The 14,470-nt window shown below is 67.5% G+C and carries 13 protein-coding genes; 7 read left to right on the top strand and 6 right to left on the bottom strand.

Translation table 11 applies throughout. The features are described from left to right. Positions 1 to 228: 228 nt before the first annotated feature. Positions 229 to 864, bottom strand: coding sequence for a protein-methionine-sulfoxide reductase heme-binding subunit MsrQ (msrQ, locus tag CVV76_RS22620; protein ID WP_102226956.1), 636 nt, complete (start codon positions 862 to 864; stop codon positions 229 to 231). Between the two features lie 8 nt (positions 865 to 872). Continuing rightward, positions 873 to 1,817 carry a protein-methionine-sulfoxide reductase catalytic subunit MsrP gene (gene msrP, locus CVV76_RS22615; protein ID WP_102226955.1) on the bottom strand — a complete coding sequence of 315 codons (945 nt, stop codon included), beginning with the start codon at positions 1,815 to 1,817 and terminating at the stop codon, positions 873 to 875. Positions 1,818 to 2,034: 217 nt separating this feature from the next. Here msrP and CVV76_RS22610 point away from each other — a divergent pair, with 217 nt between their 5' ends. Next, positions 2,035 to 2,529 carry a DUF302 domain-containing protein gene (locus tag CVV76_RS22610; RefSeq protein ID WP_102226954.1) on the top strand — a complete coding sequence of 165 codons (495 nt, stop codon included), beginning with the start codon at positions 2,035 to 2,037 and terminating at the stop codon, positions 2,527 to 2,529. An 87-nt stretch (positions 2,530 to 2,616) separates the two neighbouring features. Here CVV76_RS22610 and CVV76_RS22605 read toward each other — a convergent pair whose 3' ends face one another. Beyond that, the gene (locus tag CVV76_RS22605; RefSeq protein ID WP_102226953.1) at positions 2,617 to 3,909 is read right to left on the bottom strand and encodes a DNA polymerase IV; all 1,293 of its coding nucleotides are present in this window, start codon (positions 3,907 to 3,909) and stop codon (positions 2,617 to 2,619) included. 201 nt (positions 3,910 to 4,110) lie between these two features. Here CVV76_RS22605 and CVV76_RS22600 point away from each other — a divergent pair, with 201 nt between their 5' ends. The 4 genes from CVV76_RS22600 to CVV76_RS22585 all read left to right on the top strand — a co-directional run bounded on the left by CVV76_RS22600 (position 4,111) and on the right by CVV76_RS22585 (position 6,460). Beyond that, entirely contained in the window at positions 4,111 to 5,004 is an 894-nt protein-coding gene (locus CVV76_RS22600) for an SPFH domain-containing protein (RefSeq protein WP_102226952.1), read from the top strand. Continuing rightward, on the top strand, positions 5,001 to 5,288 hold the full coding sequence (locus CVV76_RS22595; RefSeq protein WP_102226951.1) for an NfeD family protein: 288 nt from the start codon (positions 5,001 to 5,003) through the stop codon (positions 5,286 to 5,288). The genes CVV76_RS22600 and CVV76_RS22595 overlap by 4 nt, the downstream gene beginning before the upstream one ends. 13 nt (positions 5,289 to 5,301) lie before the next feature. After that, the gene (locus tag CVV76_RS22590; protein WP_102226950.1) at positions 5,302 to 5,718 is read left to right on the top strand and encodes an NUDIX hydrolase; all 417 of its coding nucleotides are present in this window, start codon (positions 5,302 to 5,304) and stop codon (positions 5,716 to 5,718) included. A gap of 400 nt (positions 5,719 to 6,118) precedes the next feature. Beyond that, complete coding sequence (locus CVV76_RS22585) at positions 6,119 to 6,460, top strand: hypothetical protein (protein WP_102226949.1); 342 nt, start codon at positions 6,119 to 6,121, stop codon at positions 6,458 to 6,460. A 62-nt stretch (positions 6,461 to 6,522) separates the two neighbouring features. Here CVV76_RS22585 and pyrF read toward each other — a convergent pair whose 3' ends face one another. Next, the gene (gene pyrF, locus CVV76_RS22580) at positions 6,523 to 7,272 is read right to left on the bottom strand and encodes an orotidine-5'-phosphate decarboxylase (protein WP_102226948.1); all 750 of its coding nucleotides are present in this window, start codon (positions 7,270 to 7,272) and stop codon (positions 6,523 to 6,525) included. A gap of 148 nt (positions 7,273 to 7,420) precedes the next feature. Then, positions 7,421 to 9,226 carry a sensor histidine kinase gene (locus tag CVV76_RS22575; RefSeq protein ID WP_102226947.1) on the bottom strand — a complete coding sequence of 602 codons (1,806 nt, stop codon included), beginning with the start codon at positions 9,224 to 9,226 and terminating at the stop codon, positions 7,421 to 7,423. 353 nt (positions 9,227 to 9,579) lie between these two features. On the opposite strand from CVV76_RS22575, the gene clpB reads away from it, so the two are divergent. After that, complete coding sequence (clpB, locus tag CVV76_RS22570) at positions 9,580 to 12,195, top strand: ATP-dependent chaperone ClpB (RefSeq protein WP_102226946.1); 2,616 nt, start codon at positions 9,580 to 9,582, stop codon at positions 12,193 to 12,195. A gap of 245 nt (positions 12,196 to 12,440) precedes the next feature. Here clpB and CVV76_RS22565 read toward each other — a convergent pair whose 3' ends face one another. After that, on the bottom strand, positions 12,441 to 13,283 hold the full coding sequence (locus CVV76_RS22565; RefSeq protein WP_102226945.1) for an SDR family oxidoreductase: 843 nt from the start codon (positions 13,281 to 13,283) through the stop codon (positions 12,441 to 12,443). 140 nt (positions 13,284 to 13,423) lie between these two features. Here CVV76_RS22565 and paaA point away from each other — a divergent pair, with 140 nt between their 5' ends. Further along, the gene (gene paaA / locus CVV76_RS22560; RefSeq protein WP_102226944.1) at positions 13,424 to 14,443 is read left to right on the top strand and encodes a 1,2-phenylacetyl-CoA epoxidase subunit PaaA; all 1,020 of its coding nucleotides are present in this window, start codon (positions 13,424 to 13,426) and stop codon (positions 14,441 to 14,443) included. The last annotated feature ends 27 nt before the right edge of the window (positions 14,444 to 14,470 follow it).

The raw sequence follows: 14,470 nt of genomic DNA, 5'->3' as shown, positions 1-14,470 counted from the left end.
ACGGTTCACGCACAGAACCCGCAAGCCCCCTTTTCATAAAATCAGCATCTTTTTTGCGGTTTCTTCCGGAACCCCTTGTTTTAAAGGGGCTGACGGGAGCACCGGGGTGCGGGGACCCGCCCCGAGGCAGGCCGGACAGCGGCTTCCTTGACGCCTGCGCAAGCTTGTTTCGCAAATCACCCGATTCAACGAAACGAACTTTGCCTCCCTCGCCGGGCTGCCCTGCCGTCAGCCCCGCACAGGGCGGGCCGGAGCCGCGATCCGACGGCGTCCCGACCACCACAGCCGCAGCCCCAAGAGCGCAAGCGTGACGCCGAGCCAAAACCAGCCTTCCCCCGGAATCACCTTGAACTGCCACAGGTAGTGCACAACCCCGAGGAGGACCGCCGGATAGACCAGCCAATGCAGAAGCCGCCAATTCTTCCCCATCCGCCGGATGGAGATGTTGTTCGAGGTAACGGCAAGGGGCGTCAGCAGGATCAGCGAGGCCAGGCCGAAGAGAAGGTAGGGCCGCTTGTAGAGGTCGCTAAGCGCCTGCTGCCACCAAAGCCCCATGTCGATGATGAGCCAGCTCAGCATGTGCAGCACCACGTAGGCGAAGGCCACCAGCCCCACCTGCCGGCGATAGCGGATCAGGTTGATGCCGGTCAGCCGCCGCAGCGGGGTGATCGCCAGCCCGCCGATCAGGAAGTAGAGCGCATCGAAGCCCAGCCGGTGCTCGATCTCCGCCACCGGATCCACGCCGATCCCGCCCGAAAGCGTCAGCCAGACGACCCAGAGGAAGGGCAAGCTGCCCAGGACATAGACCAGCCAGGGGGGAAACCGCCGCAGGGCCGTATTGATCGGGTTTGCAATCCGTTCCATGCCCTGCCCTAGTAGAACTTGCGCAGGTCCATCCCCTTGTAGAGGGATGCGACCTCGTCACCGTAACCGTTGAACATCTGCGTCGGAATCCGCTTGGCGAAGAGACCACCGCCGATGCGCCGTTCGCTCGCCTGGCTCCAGCGGGGATGGTCGACGTGCGGGTTCACGTTGGAATAGAAACCGTATTCGCCCGGGGCCTGCATGTTCCACGTCGTCTCGGGCTGCTTGTCGGTGAGGGTGATCTGGACGATCGACTTGATCGACTTGAAGCCGTACTTCCACGGCACCACCAGCCGGATCGGCGCGCCGTCGGGTTTCGGCATCGGCTCGCCATAGATCCCGGTGGCAAGAATCGTCAGCGGGTTCATCGCCTCGTCGAGGCGCAGCCCCTCGCGGTAGGGCCAGTCGAGAAGGTTCGACCTCTGGCCCGGCATCTCCGAAGGGCGTTCCAGCGTGCGGAAGGCCACATATTTCGCCGAGGATTGCACCCCCACCCGGTTCAGCAGCGTCGAGAGGGTGAAGCCGTCCCAGGGGATGATCATCGACCAGGCCTCCACACAGCGGAAGCGATAGATCCGTTCCTCCAGCGTGACACCCTTGGTCAGGTCGTCGAGCGCATAGGTACCGGGCTTATCGACCATCCCGTCGATCTTGATCGACCAGGGGCTGACGGTGAGCTGGCCCGCGTATTTGGAGGGGTCGGTCTTGTCGAGGCCGAATTCGTAGAAGTTGTTGTAATGAGTGATCTGGTCGAGCGTGTTCGGCGTGTCCTTCGTCGAATACTTGCTGGGCACGGTCGTCAGCTTGGCCGCGGCCGGGCCGCCGATAAGCCCGGCGGCGGCGACGGCGCCCGCGCCGGTCATGATCTGGCGGCGGTTGAAGAAGGTCTCTTTCGGCGTGACGTCGGCCTCGGTCAGGCCGCCGTTCCAGCGGTTGGCAAATCTTCTGGTCATGGCGCGGCTCCTCGGAGTTTCCCTGCGATGCCCCAGGATACGACCTATACTAAGGGATAGTTTCCTCACGAGGGCGTCACTGTCGCTTTCGTGACCTATGTTACAGAAAAGAGCCGCCGCAAGGGAATTCAGGCACGTTTTCCTGCGGCTCCGGTTCTGGCAGGTTGGGGCCGGGCCCGGCCGCAACCGCCGTGCCGGACCATCAGGGAGGATCAGGATGAAACTCGCGTTCCCGAAACTGGCGCACCTGGCGCTTGGCGCCGCGTTGCTGGCCCTGCCCGCCGGGGCCGAGACGGCCCCGACGGCCCCCGGCGCAGAGGCCGGGCCACCGATCGTCAGGAAGGTGCTGAAGAAGTCCTTCGACGACGCGCTGTTCTCCCTGAAGAACGCGGTGACCGACCAGGGCCTCGTCGTCGACCAGGTGAACCGGGTGGGCGAGATGCTGGCGCGCACGGCCAAGGCAGCGGGGGCACAGCAGACACTCTATACACACGCGGTGACGCTGGGCTTCTGTTCGGCGAAGTGGAGCCGGGCGGCGATGGCGGCGGATCGCGACAACATCGCCTACTGCCCCTACACGATCTTTCTCTACGAACTGCCGGACACCCCGGGCGAGGTGGTGATCGGGCACCGGCGCTATCCGGGCGCATCGATGCAGCCGGTGAACGCGCTGCTGGACAAGATCGTGGAAGATACCGCGACGGGGTTCTGAGCGGGCGCCCCATGGCAACCACCAGGCGTGTCACGCCCCCAACCTTAGCGGCGCACTTTCGCCGGGATGACGGCGGTTCGGGAAGGGTCAGCCTGGGGTGCGGCCGCGCAGGCTGCGGCCCTTGACGATCGCGTCGGAGCCGAAGCGCTTGCGGATCGCGTCGGTCGCGCGTTCCGCCTGTGCGCGACGCGCAGCGTCGGGATCGAGCAGGTCGCCGGTCAGGTCGGCCCGCGCCGCGGGAGCGAGGTCGGCGATCCCCACACCGATCAGCCGGAACGGGCCCGGTTCGGTCACGTGATCCAGAAGCTCGCGCGCCGTGCGGTAGATCCGGTCGGCCATCTGCGACGGCTCGCGCAGCGCCTGACGCCGGCTTAGCAGGGAAAAGTTCGCACGGCGAAGCTTCAGCACCACCGTGCCGCCGCACAACTCCTTGGCCTTGGCGCGGTCCGACACCTGTTCCGCCAGCCGCCAGAGGTGACCGTCGAGCAGCTCCCGGTCGGCGGTGTCCTCATTGAACGTCGTCTCCTTCGAGATCGACTTGACCGCCGCGTCGCGGGTGACGCGGCGGTTGTCCTCGCCCCGCGCAAGGTGCCAGAGGCGTTCCCCCATCTGGCCGAACCGCTGCGACAGCTCCTTCCGGTCCCAGCGCAGGAGATCGTCGATGGTGCGGATGCCCGCGCGGTCCAGCGCCTCCTGCCCCGCCGCGCCGACACCCCAGATGAGGCGCACCGGCTGGGTCTTGAGGAACGCCTGCGTCTCGGCACGACCGATCACGGCAAAGCCGCGCGGCTTGTCGAGGTCCGAGGCGACCTTGGCCAGGAACTTGTTGTGCGACAGCCCGATAGAGCCGGAAATACCCAACTCCGTCTCCATCCGCCTGACCAGCCGCGCCAGCATCACCGCGGGCGGCGCGCCATGCAGCCGCGCCGTGCCGGTCAGGTCGAGGAACGCCTCGTCCAGCGACAGCGGCTCGATCGACGGAGTCATCTCCTCCATCATCGCGCGAACCTGGCGCGAGACCTCGACGTAGCGGCTCATCCGCGGCTTGATCACCACCGCCTCGGGGCACAGCTTCAGCGCCTGGAACATCGGCATGGCCGACCGCACGCCGCGGATCCGCGCGATGTAGCACGCGGTCGAGACCACGCCGCGCTGACCACCACCGATGATCACCGGCTTGTCGCGCAGTTCCGGATCGTCGCGTTTTTCCACGCTGGCGTAGAAGGCGTCGCAATCCATGTGCGCGATCGACAGGTCGAACAGCTCGGGATGCGCCATCGTCCGCGGCGACCGGCAGGCCGGGCAGCGCCCTGCCCCGCCCGGGCCGGCCTGGAACGGGGTGAGGCAATCGCGGCAAAGGGCTTGGGCGGGGGCGTGCATGGGAGGGCAGGATACCACCGGCCCCGCCCGCGCCGCCAGTGGCAAGGCGGGGCAGACCGCGGGCCAATCCCGGCCCCCGGAGCATCATGACGGGAAAGATGCGGGGACGGCACCGGACCACGGGCTTTTCTTGCCCCGGCGCGGGCGAGGCGGCATACTTCGAGGCGCGGACCGACCGTCACGCGCAGATTGAGGTAAGCCATGGACATGAATGAATTTCTCGCCTCGAACGGGGTGACGCTCTTTCTCGCCGCTCTGGTCATCCTCGCGGTCTGGAAGGCCGTGCGGATCGTGCCGCAATCGGAAAAGCACGTGATCGAGCGGTTCGGCCGGCTACGGGCCGTCCTTGGCCCCGGCATCAACTTCATCGTGCCGTTCCTCGACCGCGTGGCGCACAAGATCTCGATCCTCGAACGCCAGTTGCCGAACGCGGAACAGGATGCCATCACCAAGGACAACGTGCTGGTGAAGGTCGAGACCTCGGTCTTCTACCGCATCCTGGAGCCGGAGAAGACGGTCTACCGCATCCGCGATGTCGACGCCGCGATCTCGACCACCGTAGCGGGCATTGTGCGTTCGGCCATCGGCGAGATCGACCTCGATGAGGTGCAGTCGAACCGCCAGCGTTTGATCGACCAGATCAAGGCCCAGGTCGCCTATGCGGTCGAGGATTGGGGGATCGAGGTGACGCGCGCCGAGATCCTCGACGTCAACCTCGACCAGGCGACGCGCGACGCGATGCTGCAGCAGCTCAACGCCGAGCGGGCGCGGCGGGCGCAGGTGACCGAGGCCGAGGGGCGCAAGCGGGCGATCGAGCTCAGGGCCGATGCCGATCTCTACGCCGCGCAGAAGGCCGCCGAGGCGCGCCGTGTCAGCGCCGATGCCGAGGCCTATGCGACCGGGGTCGTGGCCAAGGCGATCGCGCAGAACGGCCTCGAGGCGGCGCAATACCAGGTCGCGCTGAAGCAGGTCGAGGCGCTGACCGCGGTGGGTCAGGGCAGCGGCAAGCAGACCATCATCGTACCGGCGAACGCGATCGAGGCCTTCGGCGACGCCTTCAAGATGCTTGCGGGCAAGCGGGGTACGGGCGCATGAGCTGGACCGACTGGTGGGTCTGGGTCGTGGGCGGGCTCGTGCTCGCGATCTTCGAGGTGCTGGTGCCCGCCTTCGTCTTCCTGGGGTTCGCCATCGGCGCCGTGCTCACTGGCCTGATCGTCTGGATCGGCCTGCCGCCGGCGGGCTGGATGGGGGCAAACCTGTTTCGCCATCTCCTCGTTTTCGCCGTCCTGTCGCTGATCGCCTGGATCGCGCTGCGGGCGGTCTTCGGCCTCCGCAAGGGCCAGGTGCGGATCGTCCATCACGACGTCAATGACAACTGAGCCGCCCCGGGAGATGGAATTTCACGGGGCCAAGATCGCCCTGCTCTGCGACGGCGCCGTGGTGTCGATCCTGCGCGACGACATTCCGACCATCCCCTGGCCCGGCTTCTGGGACCTGCCCGGCGGCGGCCGCGAAGGGGAGGAGAGCGCCGCGGCCTGCGTGCTGCGCGAACTCGACGAGGAACTGGGCCTGACCCTCGCGCCGGATCGGCTGTTCTGGCGCTCGGTCCACCCCTCGGGCACCTGGCCCGGCGAAACCTCGGTCTTCTTCGCGGCACGACTGGCGAACGCCGAGGTTGCCACGCTCCGGCTCGGCGACGAGGGGCAGGACTGGCGCCTGATGCCGGTGGACGACTTCCTCGATCATCCGCGCGCGATCCCCTTCCTCAAGCAGCGCCTGCGCCTCGTCACAGGGCATTTTACCGCCTGATCCGGATGCATTCGGTGGGCAGGGTCCCGATTTTCGGCGAAAATCGGGGCACCCCCGCCGCCGGGCACGAGGAGCGGCGCACGCGGAACGGCACACACGCCCTTGCACAGGGAACCCGCAGGAACGGGCGGGCGTGGCCACCGGGTTTTCTGCACCGCCGCATGACCTTTCGGCCAATACGGCAAGGCCTTCCCCGGCCGGGTGACGGGGTCTTCCTCCGGCTGCGAATGGTTCGGCCAAATTCTGCGCAAACGCCTCTCCCCTGCCCGCCTTCGGCCATCTCTGGCCGAGCGCGGGGGGCCGAACAGGCCAGAGATCGCCGCGCCGACCGGGGTCGGTTGAACCGGATCCCGGGGCTCCCAGTTTCTATCCCAGGCATCACGACCATGAGGAGGAAACGATGCACGATGCGAACCTGATGCGCCAAGACGGCCACGCCGATCCCCGCATGAACCAGCGCCTGGAGGCCAGCCCGCGCAGCGGCAAGGCCCTCGGGATCGGGGTCGCCGTCGTCGTCGTTCTCGCAGCCCTCGCGCTCTGGATGGGCGGGTCCGGCGATAGCGGTCAGCAGACCGCGCCCGCCGCCGGCGATGCGACGATGTCGCAACCCGCCGGTACCGCACCCGCCACGAATGCCCCCGCGACCAGCGCGCCTGCTGCGAATGCCCCGGCGGCCAATGCCCCGGCGGCGCCGCAAGCCGGACAGTCCACCACCACGGGCTCCGGCGCCAGCGGCAACTGACCGCTCCGCCCCCGGCGGTCACAAGGGCCGGTCCAGCCCCGCAGCGGTTTTTCCTTTTCCGCTCAGTGGTTGGGCCGGCCCGCTTGCGGCGAGTTCAACTCTGCCACGATATCGAGCGCCGCCGCCCGCGGGTCTGCCGCGTCCCGGATCGGCCGCCCGATCACCACATGATCGACGCCGTCGCGCACCGCCTCTGCCGGGGTCGCCACCCGCTTCTGATCGCCAAGCGCGGCACCCGCGGGCCGCACGCCCGGCGTCACGATCAGCCGACCCTTCGCCTCGGGCAGCGCGCGGATCATCGCCGCTTCGTTCGGCGAGGTGATCACCCCATCCGCCCCTGCGGCAAGGGCCCGCTGCGCCCGTTCCACCGCGATCTCCGACAGGTCGCCCGGCCGGATCATGTTGTCGTCCAGATCGCCCCGGTCGAGAGAGGTGAGCACCGTCACGGCCAGGATCTTGAGGTCGCGCCCGGCCTTGCCTTCCTGCGCCGCGCGCACCACCTGCGGATCACCGTGCACCGTGAGGAAATCGAGGTCGAAGGCCGAGATCCCGCGCACCGCCGCCTCGATCGTCGCGCCGATGTCGAAAAGCTTGAGGTCGAGGAAGATCCGCTTGCCGTGCTCCGCCTTGAGCTCGTTCGCAAGCGCCATGCCGCCGCCCGCAAGCATCCCCAGCCCGATCTTGTAGAAGCTGACCGCGTCGCCGATACGCTGCGCAAGGTCGAGTCCCTGCATCACGTTCGGCACGTCCAGCGCCATGATCAGCCGGTCATCCGCCGTCGCGGGCGTCTCCTTGAGCGCGGTCTCGGGCATCGCGGCCTCCTGCTTCTGTGATACGGAATTGGCCGCTTATAGCCGGGCACCCCCTGCCGGACAAGCGCCGGGAGCGGCGCGGTGGGGCACCCGGCCGGCCCGTCTGGATCCGGCCCGGAGGTCGCCCGGAACGGGCCGGGGACCGGCCTCAGGCCGCGTGCGACGACGACAGTTCCAGAAGCGGCAGGTCGATGAAGAAGGTGGTGCCCACGCCCGGCGCGCTTTCGAACGAGATCCGCCCGTTCAGGTGGTCGAGGATGCGCCGGGTGATCGACAGGCCGAGGCCCGATCCCCCGATCTTGCGGGTGTTGGAGGCGTCGGCCTGCCGGAACGGCTCGAACACCTTGTCGCGGAAGTCCTCGGGGATGCCGCTGCCGTGGTCCTGCACCTCGATCCGCGCGGTGTCGCGACCGCGCTCCAGCCGCACGGTGACCTTGCCCCCTGCTTCGGAGAACTTCAGCGCGTTCGACAACAGGTTCGCCATCACCTGCATCAGCCGGGCAGTATCCCCGCGCACCACCACCGGGCCCCGGTCGACCTCGGCCACCAGGTTCACCTCGAGCGCACGGCCGTAGCCTTCGGCGGCCTCGACCGCATCCGCGACGATGGCCGACAGGTCCACCGGCTCGTGCGCGATCGCCATTTCGCCCAGCTCGATCCGTTGCAGGTCGAGCAGGTCGTTGATCAACCCCACAAGGCGCGAGCTGTTGCGTGCGGCGATGCCCATGGCCTGGTGGGCCCGTTCGGGCAGCGGCCCCAGCGCCCCCGACGCCATCAGGTCGAGCGAGCCCTTGATCGAGGTCAGGGGGGTGCGCAGCTCGTGGCTGACGGTCGACAGGAACTGCGATTTCGCAAGGCTCGCGGCCTCGGCGCTTTCCGCGGCCCGGCGCAACGCCGCCGCGACCTCCTGCTGCGCGGTCACATCGACCAGCTGGATCGCCCAGCCCAGCGGTGGGCGGCGCGGCAGCATCGGGCTGACCAGCGCCACCACGCGCGGCGAGAAGCTGCGCCCGGCGATTTCCATAACCGGCTCGGTGCGCCTGTCGCCCGGCGCGAACAGGCGCTCCGCGATCGGCCCGATATGGGGAACGCCCGCCACCGGGCCGCCCGGCGGCGGCAGATCCGCGCCGAAGACATAGCGCGCCTCGGGGCTGGCCCCCTCGAGCCGCCCGCGGTCGTTGATCACCACGATCGGGTCGGACGAGCGGTAAAACAGGATGTCGCGCGTCAGCATGTTGACGTCCATCATCCGGTTGTTCACGGCCAGCATGCCGAAGGCGACCAGAACGAAGACGAACATGAAGGCCGTTGGGTCCAGCCCGAACAACGTCGTCCCCCAGACATTGTAGGCAAGGTTCGCCGCCACGGGCACCGAGGTGACGAACAGCAGCGTCACCAGGAACCCGCGATAGTCGCGCTCCGCCCGGACGATCGACATGATCATCACCGAGAAGGCTGCGACAAGGTACAGGTAGCTGTAGCAGATCATCACGTAGAACAGCGGCCCGTGATCGTAGATCATCGCCTGCCGCCCGTCGACTTCGGCCATCCGGGTCGCCGGCCCGTAGAAGAGGTGGTGCAGCGGGTTGCTCAGCGCGACCACCGCCGCCACTGCGGGCCCGCCGACCAGCGCCAGCCGGCGAAGCGGCTTGCCCTCCTGCTCGTACCCCAGCGCATAGCCGAACAGGAACAGCGCCCATCCGGTCGGCATCAGGACGGTGGCGGGAAACGTCGCCTCGGCCCAGAAGGCCTTGCAGGCCGCGCCGTGGGACGAAAGTTCCAGCAGCGCCCCCAAAAGCCACCAGAGCATCGCCGCGTGGGCCACGAGAAAACAGCCATGCGCGGGAAGCCGCGGCCGTTGCCAGACCCACAGCGTCAGCAGCAGAAGCCCGAGCCAGACAAAGCTGCCGAAAAGGAGCGCCGGATCCGACGAGGAAAGCCGAAGGCACTCCATCAGAGAGCCCCCGCGCACGGGCGCCAAGGGGGTGGGAAAGAGTTCCGGCAGTGCGCGCGCGCAACCGCGCGGTTCGGCTGACTGACCACGATTCTGCTACCTCAATCGCCCGAAAGTACTGCCTTGTGATTGTGGCGTCGTGATGGCGCCGCGCTCTTCCCGGCCGGGCGCGCCACCCTGACCCACCGGCGCCTCCACGGCAATCTGCGAAACCGTTGCGACACAAGTGGCTTTCGCGTTGTTGCCCTCTTGCACCCCCCGAACCTGCCCCCCATTTCCTAACCGAAGGCCTGCAAGTGGACGTGCCGAAAACGGGCGTCGCGAAGGCAGGTGCTAGCAAGAGGAGACAACCGATGAACCTTGAGAAGTTCACGGAGCGGTCGCGCGGGTTCCTTCAGGCCGCGCAAACGATCGCCATGCGGGAACAGAACCAGCGTCTGGCCCCGGAACACCTGCTGAAGGCATTCATGGATGACGATCAGGGCCTTGCATCCAACCTGATCAAGCGGTCGGGGGGGGAACCCCTGCGCGTGGCCGAAGCGGTGGATCTTGCCATCGGCAAGCTGCCCAAGGTCTCGGGCGACGCGGGTCAGGTCTACATGGATCCGGCGCTTGGCCGCGTTCTGGACGAGGCCGAGAAGATCGCGAAGAAGGCGGGCGACAGCTTCGTCCCGGTCGAGCGGATCCTGATGGCGCTGGCGATGGTGAAGTCGCCCGCCAAGGAGGCGTTGGACGCGGGCGCGGTGAACGCGCAGGCGCTCAATTCCGCGATCAACGACATCCGCAAGGGCCGCACCGCCGACACGGCAAGCGCCGAGGAAGGCTATGACGCGCTGAAGAAATTCGCGCGCGACCTGACCGAGGCAGCCGCCGAGGGCAAGATCGACCCGATCATTGGCCGCGACGAGGAGATCCGCCGCACCATGCAGGTGCTGTCGCGCCGGACCAAGAACAACCCGGTGCTGATTGGTGAGCCCGGCGTGGGCAAGACCGCGATCGCCGAGGGCCTCGCCCTGCGCATCGTCAACGGCGACGTGCCCGAGAGCCTGCACAACAAGAAGCTTCTGGCCCTCGACATGGGCGCGCTGATCGCCGGGGCGAAGTATCGCGGCGAGTTCGAGGAACGGCTGAAGTCGATCCTGTCCGAGGTCACCTCCGCGGCGGGCGAGATCATCCTGTTCATCGACGAGATGCACACCCTCGTCGGCGCCGGCAAGGCCGATGGCGCGATGGATGCCTCGAACCTGCTGAAGCCCGCCCTTGCACGGGGTGAGCTGCACTGCGTCGGTGCAACCACGCTGGATGAATACCGCAAGCACGTCGAAAAGGACGCGGCCCTTGCCCGCCGGTTCCAGCCGGTGATGGTCAGCGAACCCACGGTCGAGGACACGATCAGCATCCTGCGGGGCATCAAGGAGAAGTACGAGCTGCACCACGGCGTGCGGATCTCCGACTCGGCGCTGGTGTCGGCGGCGACGCTTTCGCATCGCTACATCACCGACCGTTTCCTGCCCGACAAGGCGATCGACCTCGTGGACGAGGCCGCCAGCCGCCTGCGCATGGAGGTGGATTCGAAGCCCGAGGAGCTCGACGCGCTCGACCGGCAGATCCTGCAGTTGCAGATCGAGGCCGAGGCGCTCCGGCGCGAGGATGACGCAGCCTCGGTCGACCGGCTGGAAAAGCTGGAGAAAGAGCTGTCGGACCTGTCCGAGCGGTCTGCCGAGATGACCGCCCGCTGGCAGGCGGAGCGTGACAAGCTGAACTCCGCCCGCGACCTCAAGGAGCAGCTGGACGCCGCCCGCAACGAGCTCGACGGGGCCAAGCGTGCCGGCAACCTCGCCCGCGCGGGCGAGCTTTCCTACGGGATCATCCCGGGGCTGGAGAAGCAGCTGGCCGAGGCCGAGGCCGCGGAAGGCGACGTCATGGTCGAAGAGGCCGTGCGCCCCGAGCAGATCGCCGAGGTGGTGGAACGCTGGACCGGTATCCCGACCTCCAAGATGCTGGAGGGCGAGCGTGAGAAGCTGCTGAAGATGGAGGACGAGCTTGCCAAGCGCGTCGTCGGTCAGCGGCAGGCGGTCCGCGCCGTGTCGAACGCCGTGCGCCGGGCGCGCGCGGGCCTGAACGACGAGAACCGGCCGCTTGGCTCGTTCCTCTTCCTCGGGCCGACCGGCGTCGGCAAGACGGAGCTGACCAAGGCGGTGGCCGAGTATCTCTTTGATGACGACAACGCGATGGTCCGCATCGACATGTCGGAATTCATGGAGAAACACGCGGTCTCGCGTCTGATCGGTGCCCCTCCGGGCTATGTCGGCTACGACGAGGGCGGGGTGCTGACCGAGGCCGTGCGTCGCCGTCCCTACCAGGTGGTCCTGTTCGACGAGGTCGAAAAGGCGCATCCGGACGTGTTCAACGTGCTGCTGCAGGTGCTGGATGATGGTGTCCTGACCGATGGACAGGGCCGCACGGTCGACTTCAAGCAGACGTTGATCGTGCTGACCTCGAACCTCGGGTCGCAGGCGCTCAGCCGCCTGCCGGAGGGTGCGGACGGCGCCGAGGCCAAGCGCGACGTGATGGATGCGGTCAGGGCCCACTTCCGGCCCGAGTTCCTGAACCGTCTGGACGAGACGATCATCTTCGACCGTCTGGGCCGGGGCGACATGGACGGCATCGTCAAGATCCAGCTGGCGCGTCTGGTCAAGCGTCTGGCGGGCCGCAAGATCACGCTCGACCTCGACGAGGCGGCGATGAAGTGGCTGGCCGACGAGGGGTACGATCCGGTCTTCGGCGCGCGTCCGCTGAAGCGGGTGATCCAGCGCGCGCTGCAGGATCCGCTGGCCGAGATGATCCTGGCCGGCGACGTCATGGACGGCGCCACGGTGCATGTCGGTGCGGGGCCCGAGGGGCTGATCATCGGCGACCGGGTTGGCGCCTCGAACCGTCAGCCGCCGGAAGATGCGGTGGTGCACTGAATCTTCGTGGATGAACGGAAAGAGGCCGGGGATCGCTCCCCGGCCTTTTTCATTGGCGCGCGGTTTGCCGGCCGTTGTGCTCGGAGCGGCCAGCCCCGGGCAGCGCCCGACGCTCCCCACGGGTTGACGCATTACTGCGTCATCGCGGGGTCAATCGCTGGAGGGGCGCAAGACGATAAAGTCCTGACCAAACACGCCTTGCCTGCGCCCACCCAGCGTCGGGCGCCGCCTTTCTCGCCAAGGGACTAACCTTCCGCCTTGAGCAGTGCCGCCAGCCCCTCGCGGTAAGTCGGATAGCGCAACCGCACTCCAAGATCGCGCTTGATGCGGTCGTTCCGCACCCGCTTCGATTCGGCATAGAAACTGCGGGCCATGGGCGACATCGGCGCGTCCTCGAACGCGATCTCGGGTGGCACGGGCAAGTGCAGCAGCCGCGCGGCATGGGCGATGACGTCCTGCGGCGGGGCCGGGTCGTCGTCGCAGACATTGTAGATCGCCCCCGGGTCGGGGCGGAAGATCGACGCCGCCAGCACCTGCGCGATATCCTCGACATGGATCCGGCTGAACACCTGCCCAGGCTTGACGATCCGCCGCGCGGTACCGGTACGGACCTTCTCGAATGGGCCGCGGCCCGGTCCGTAGATCCCGGCAAGGCGGAAGATATGCAGGGGCAGACCCAGCGCCTGCCATTCCGCCTCGGCCCGCGCCCGCGCCTGACCGCGCTTTGTCGAGGGCATCAGCGGCGTCGACTCGTCGACCCAGCCGCCGCCGTGGTCGCCGTAGACCCCGGTTGTGGAAAGATACCCCACCCAGTCAAGCGAAGCGGCCGCGATGGCCGCGCCCTCGGCCCTGAGCACCGGATCGCCCTGATCATCGGGGGAAACGGAGCTGAGCAAATGGGTGGCGCGCGCCAGCGCGGGGCGCAGGTCGGTTCCCGGCCAGATCAGCGCCTCGATCCCCTGACGCGCCAGCTCAGCGGCCTTGTCGGGGCTGCGCGTGGTGCCGATCACCTGCCAGCCCTCGCCCAGCCTCCGGGCGAGCGCCTGCGCAGAATAGCCATGTCCGATCGAAAGCAGCACCTGTGTCATGGCGGCGACTATCGCGGCGCCATCCGGGCTTCGCAAGCCCGACCTAATGTTACGCAAATCTATTGCTTAACATGTTTTCGTAACATATATTGTCGAAGGAGGCACCCTTTGGGGTGAGTCTCGAGGAGAGGGAGGCGCGCATGTACAGTCAGGGATTGATCGGGGCCGACGGCCGGACCGAGGAGGACGAGGCCTTTCTCGCCGCCTTTCAGGCCCGCATCGACGCCGAGGAAAAGATCGAACCCAAGGACGCGATGCCCGAGGGCTATCGCAAGACCCTCGTGCGCCAGATCGGCCAGCACGCGCATTCCGAGATCGTCGGCATGCTGCCCGAAGGCAACTGGATCACTCGCGCGCCCAGCTTGCGCCGCAAGGCGGCCCTTCTTGCCAAGGTGCAGGACGAGGGCGGGCATGGCCTCTACCTCTATTCCGCCGCCGAGACGCTGGGCGTCACGCGCGAGCAGATGACCGAAGAGCTTTTGTCCGGCAAGGCCAAGTATTCCTCGATCTTCAACTATCCCACGCTGACCTGGGCCGATATCGGCACCATCGGCTGGCTGGTCGACGGCGCGGCGATCATGAACCAGATCCCGCTGTGCCGTTGCTCCTACGGGCCCTACGCCCGGGCGATGATCCGGGTCTGCAAGGAGGAAAGCTTTCACCAGCGGCAGGGCTACGAGATCGTCATGACCCTGGCACGCGGGACCGAGGCACAGAAGGCGATGGCGCAGGACGCGCTGAACCGCTGGTGGTGGCCCTCGATCATGATGTTCGGGCCGCATGACGCGGAAAGCGCGCATTCCGAACAGTCGATGGCATGGAAGATCAAGCGCTTCTCGAACGACGCGCTCAGGCAGAAGTTCATCGACGCGACGGTGCCGCAGGCCGAGTTCCTGGGGCTCAAGGTGCCCGATCCGGACATGGCCTGGGACGAGAGCCTGAACGACGGCAAGGGCGGCTATCGCCACGGGCCGATCGACTGGGACGAGTTCTGGCGCGTGGTGAAGGGTGGGGGCGTGATGAACCGCGACCGGATCAAGGCGCGCCGCAAGGCCTGGGACGAAGGCGCCTGGGTACGCGAGGCCGCCCAGGCCCATGCGGAGAAGCGGGCGGCGCGGCGCGCAGGAGAAGACGCGGGCGGCAAGGTCGCCGCCGAGTGACATCGTCCGGCAGCGGGCGGCCGGAGC

Origin of the sequence: Acidimangrovimonas sediminis, assembly GCF_002871005.1 — a bacterium.
Lineage (GTDB): Bacteria > Pseudomonadota > Alphaproteobacteria > Rhodobacterales > Rhodobacteraceae > Acidimangrovimonas > Acidimangrovimonas sediminis.
The sequence above is the reverse complement of the archived record's forward strand: the minus strand, read 5'-3'. Positions and strand labels throughout refer to the sequence as shown.

Excerpts from the sequence above, each read along its gene's own strand:
- msrQ (WP_102226956.1), bottom strand. The coding sequence starts at position 864 with ATGGAACGGATTGCAAACCCGATCAATACGGCCCTGCGGCGGTTTCCC.
- msrP (WP_102226955.1), bottom strand. The coding sequence starts at position 1,817 with ATGACCAGAAGATTTGCCAACCGCTGGAACGGCGGCCTGACCGAGGCC.
- CVV76_RS22610 (WP_102226954.1), top strand. The coding sequence starts at position 2,035 with ATGAAACTCGCGTTCCCGAAACTGGCGCACCTGGCGCTTGGCGCCGCG.
- CVV76_RS22605 (WP_102226953.1), bottom strand. The coding sequence starts at position 3,909 with ATGCACGCCCCCGCCCAAGCCCTTTGCCGCGATTGCCTCACCCCGTTC.
- CVV76_RS22600 (WP_102226952.1), top strand. The coding sequence starts at position 4,111 with ATGGACATGAATGAATTTCTCGCCTCGAACGGGGTGACGCTCTTTCTC.
- CVV76_RS22595 (WP_102226951.1), top strand. The coding sequence starts at position 5,001 with ATGAGCTGGACCGACTGGTGGGTCTGGGTCGTGGGCGGGCTCGTGCTC.
- CVV76_RS22590 (WP_102226950.1), top strand. The coding sequence starts at position 5,302 with ATGGAATTTCACGGGGCCAAGATCGCCCTGCTCTGCGACGGCGCCGTG.
- CVV76_RS22585 (WP_102226949.1), top strand. The coding sequence starts at position 6,119 with ATGCACGATGCGAACCTGATGCGCCAAGACGGCCACGCCGATCCCCGC.
- pyrF (WP_102226948.1), bottom strand. The coding sequence starts at position 7,272 with ATGCCCGAGACCGCGCTCAAGGAGACGCCCGCGACGGCGGATGACCGG.
- CVV76_RS22575 (WP_102226947.1), bottom strand. The coding sequence starts at position 9,226 with ATGGAGTGCCTTCGGCTTTCCTCGTCGGATCCGGCGCTCCTTTTCGGC.
- clpB (WP_102226946.1), top strand. The coding sequence starts at position 9,580 with ATGAACCTTGAGAAGTTCACGGAGCGGTCGCGCGGGTTCCTTCAGGCC.
- CVV76_RS22565 (WP_102226945.1), bottom strand. The coding sequence starts at position 13,283 with ATGACACAGGTGCTGCTTTCGATCGGACATGGCTATTCTGCGCAGGCG.
- paaA (WP_102226944.1), top strand. The coding sequence starts at position 13,424 with ATGTACAGTCAGGGATTGATCGGGGCCGACGGCCGGACCGAGGAGGAC.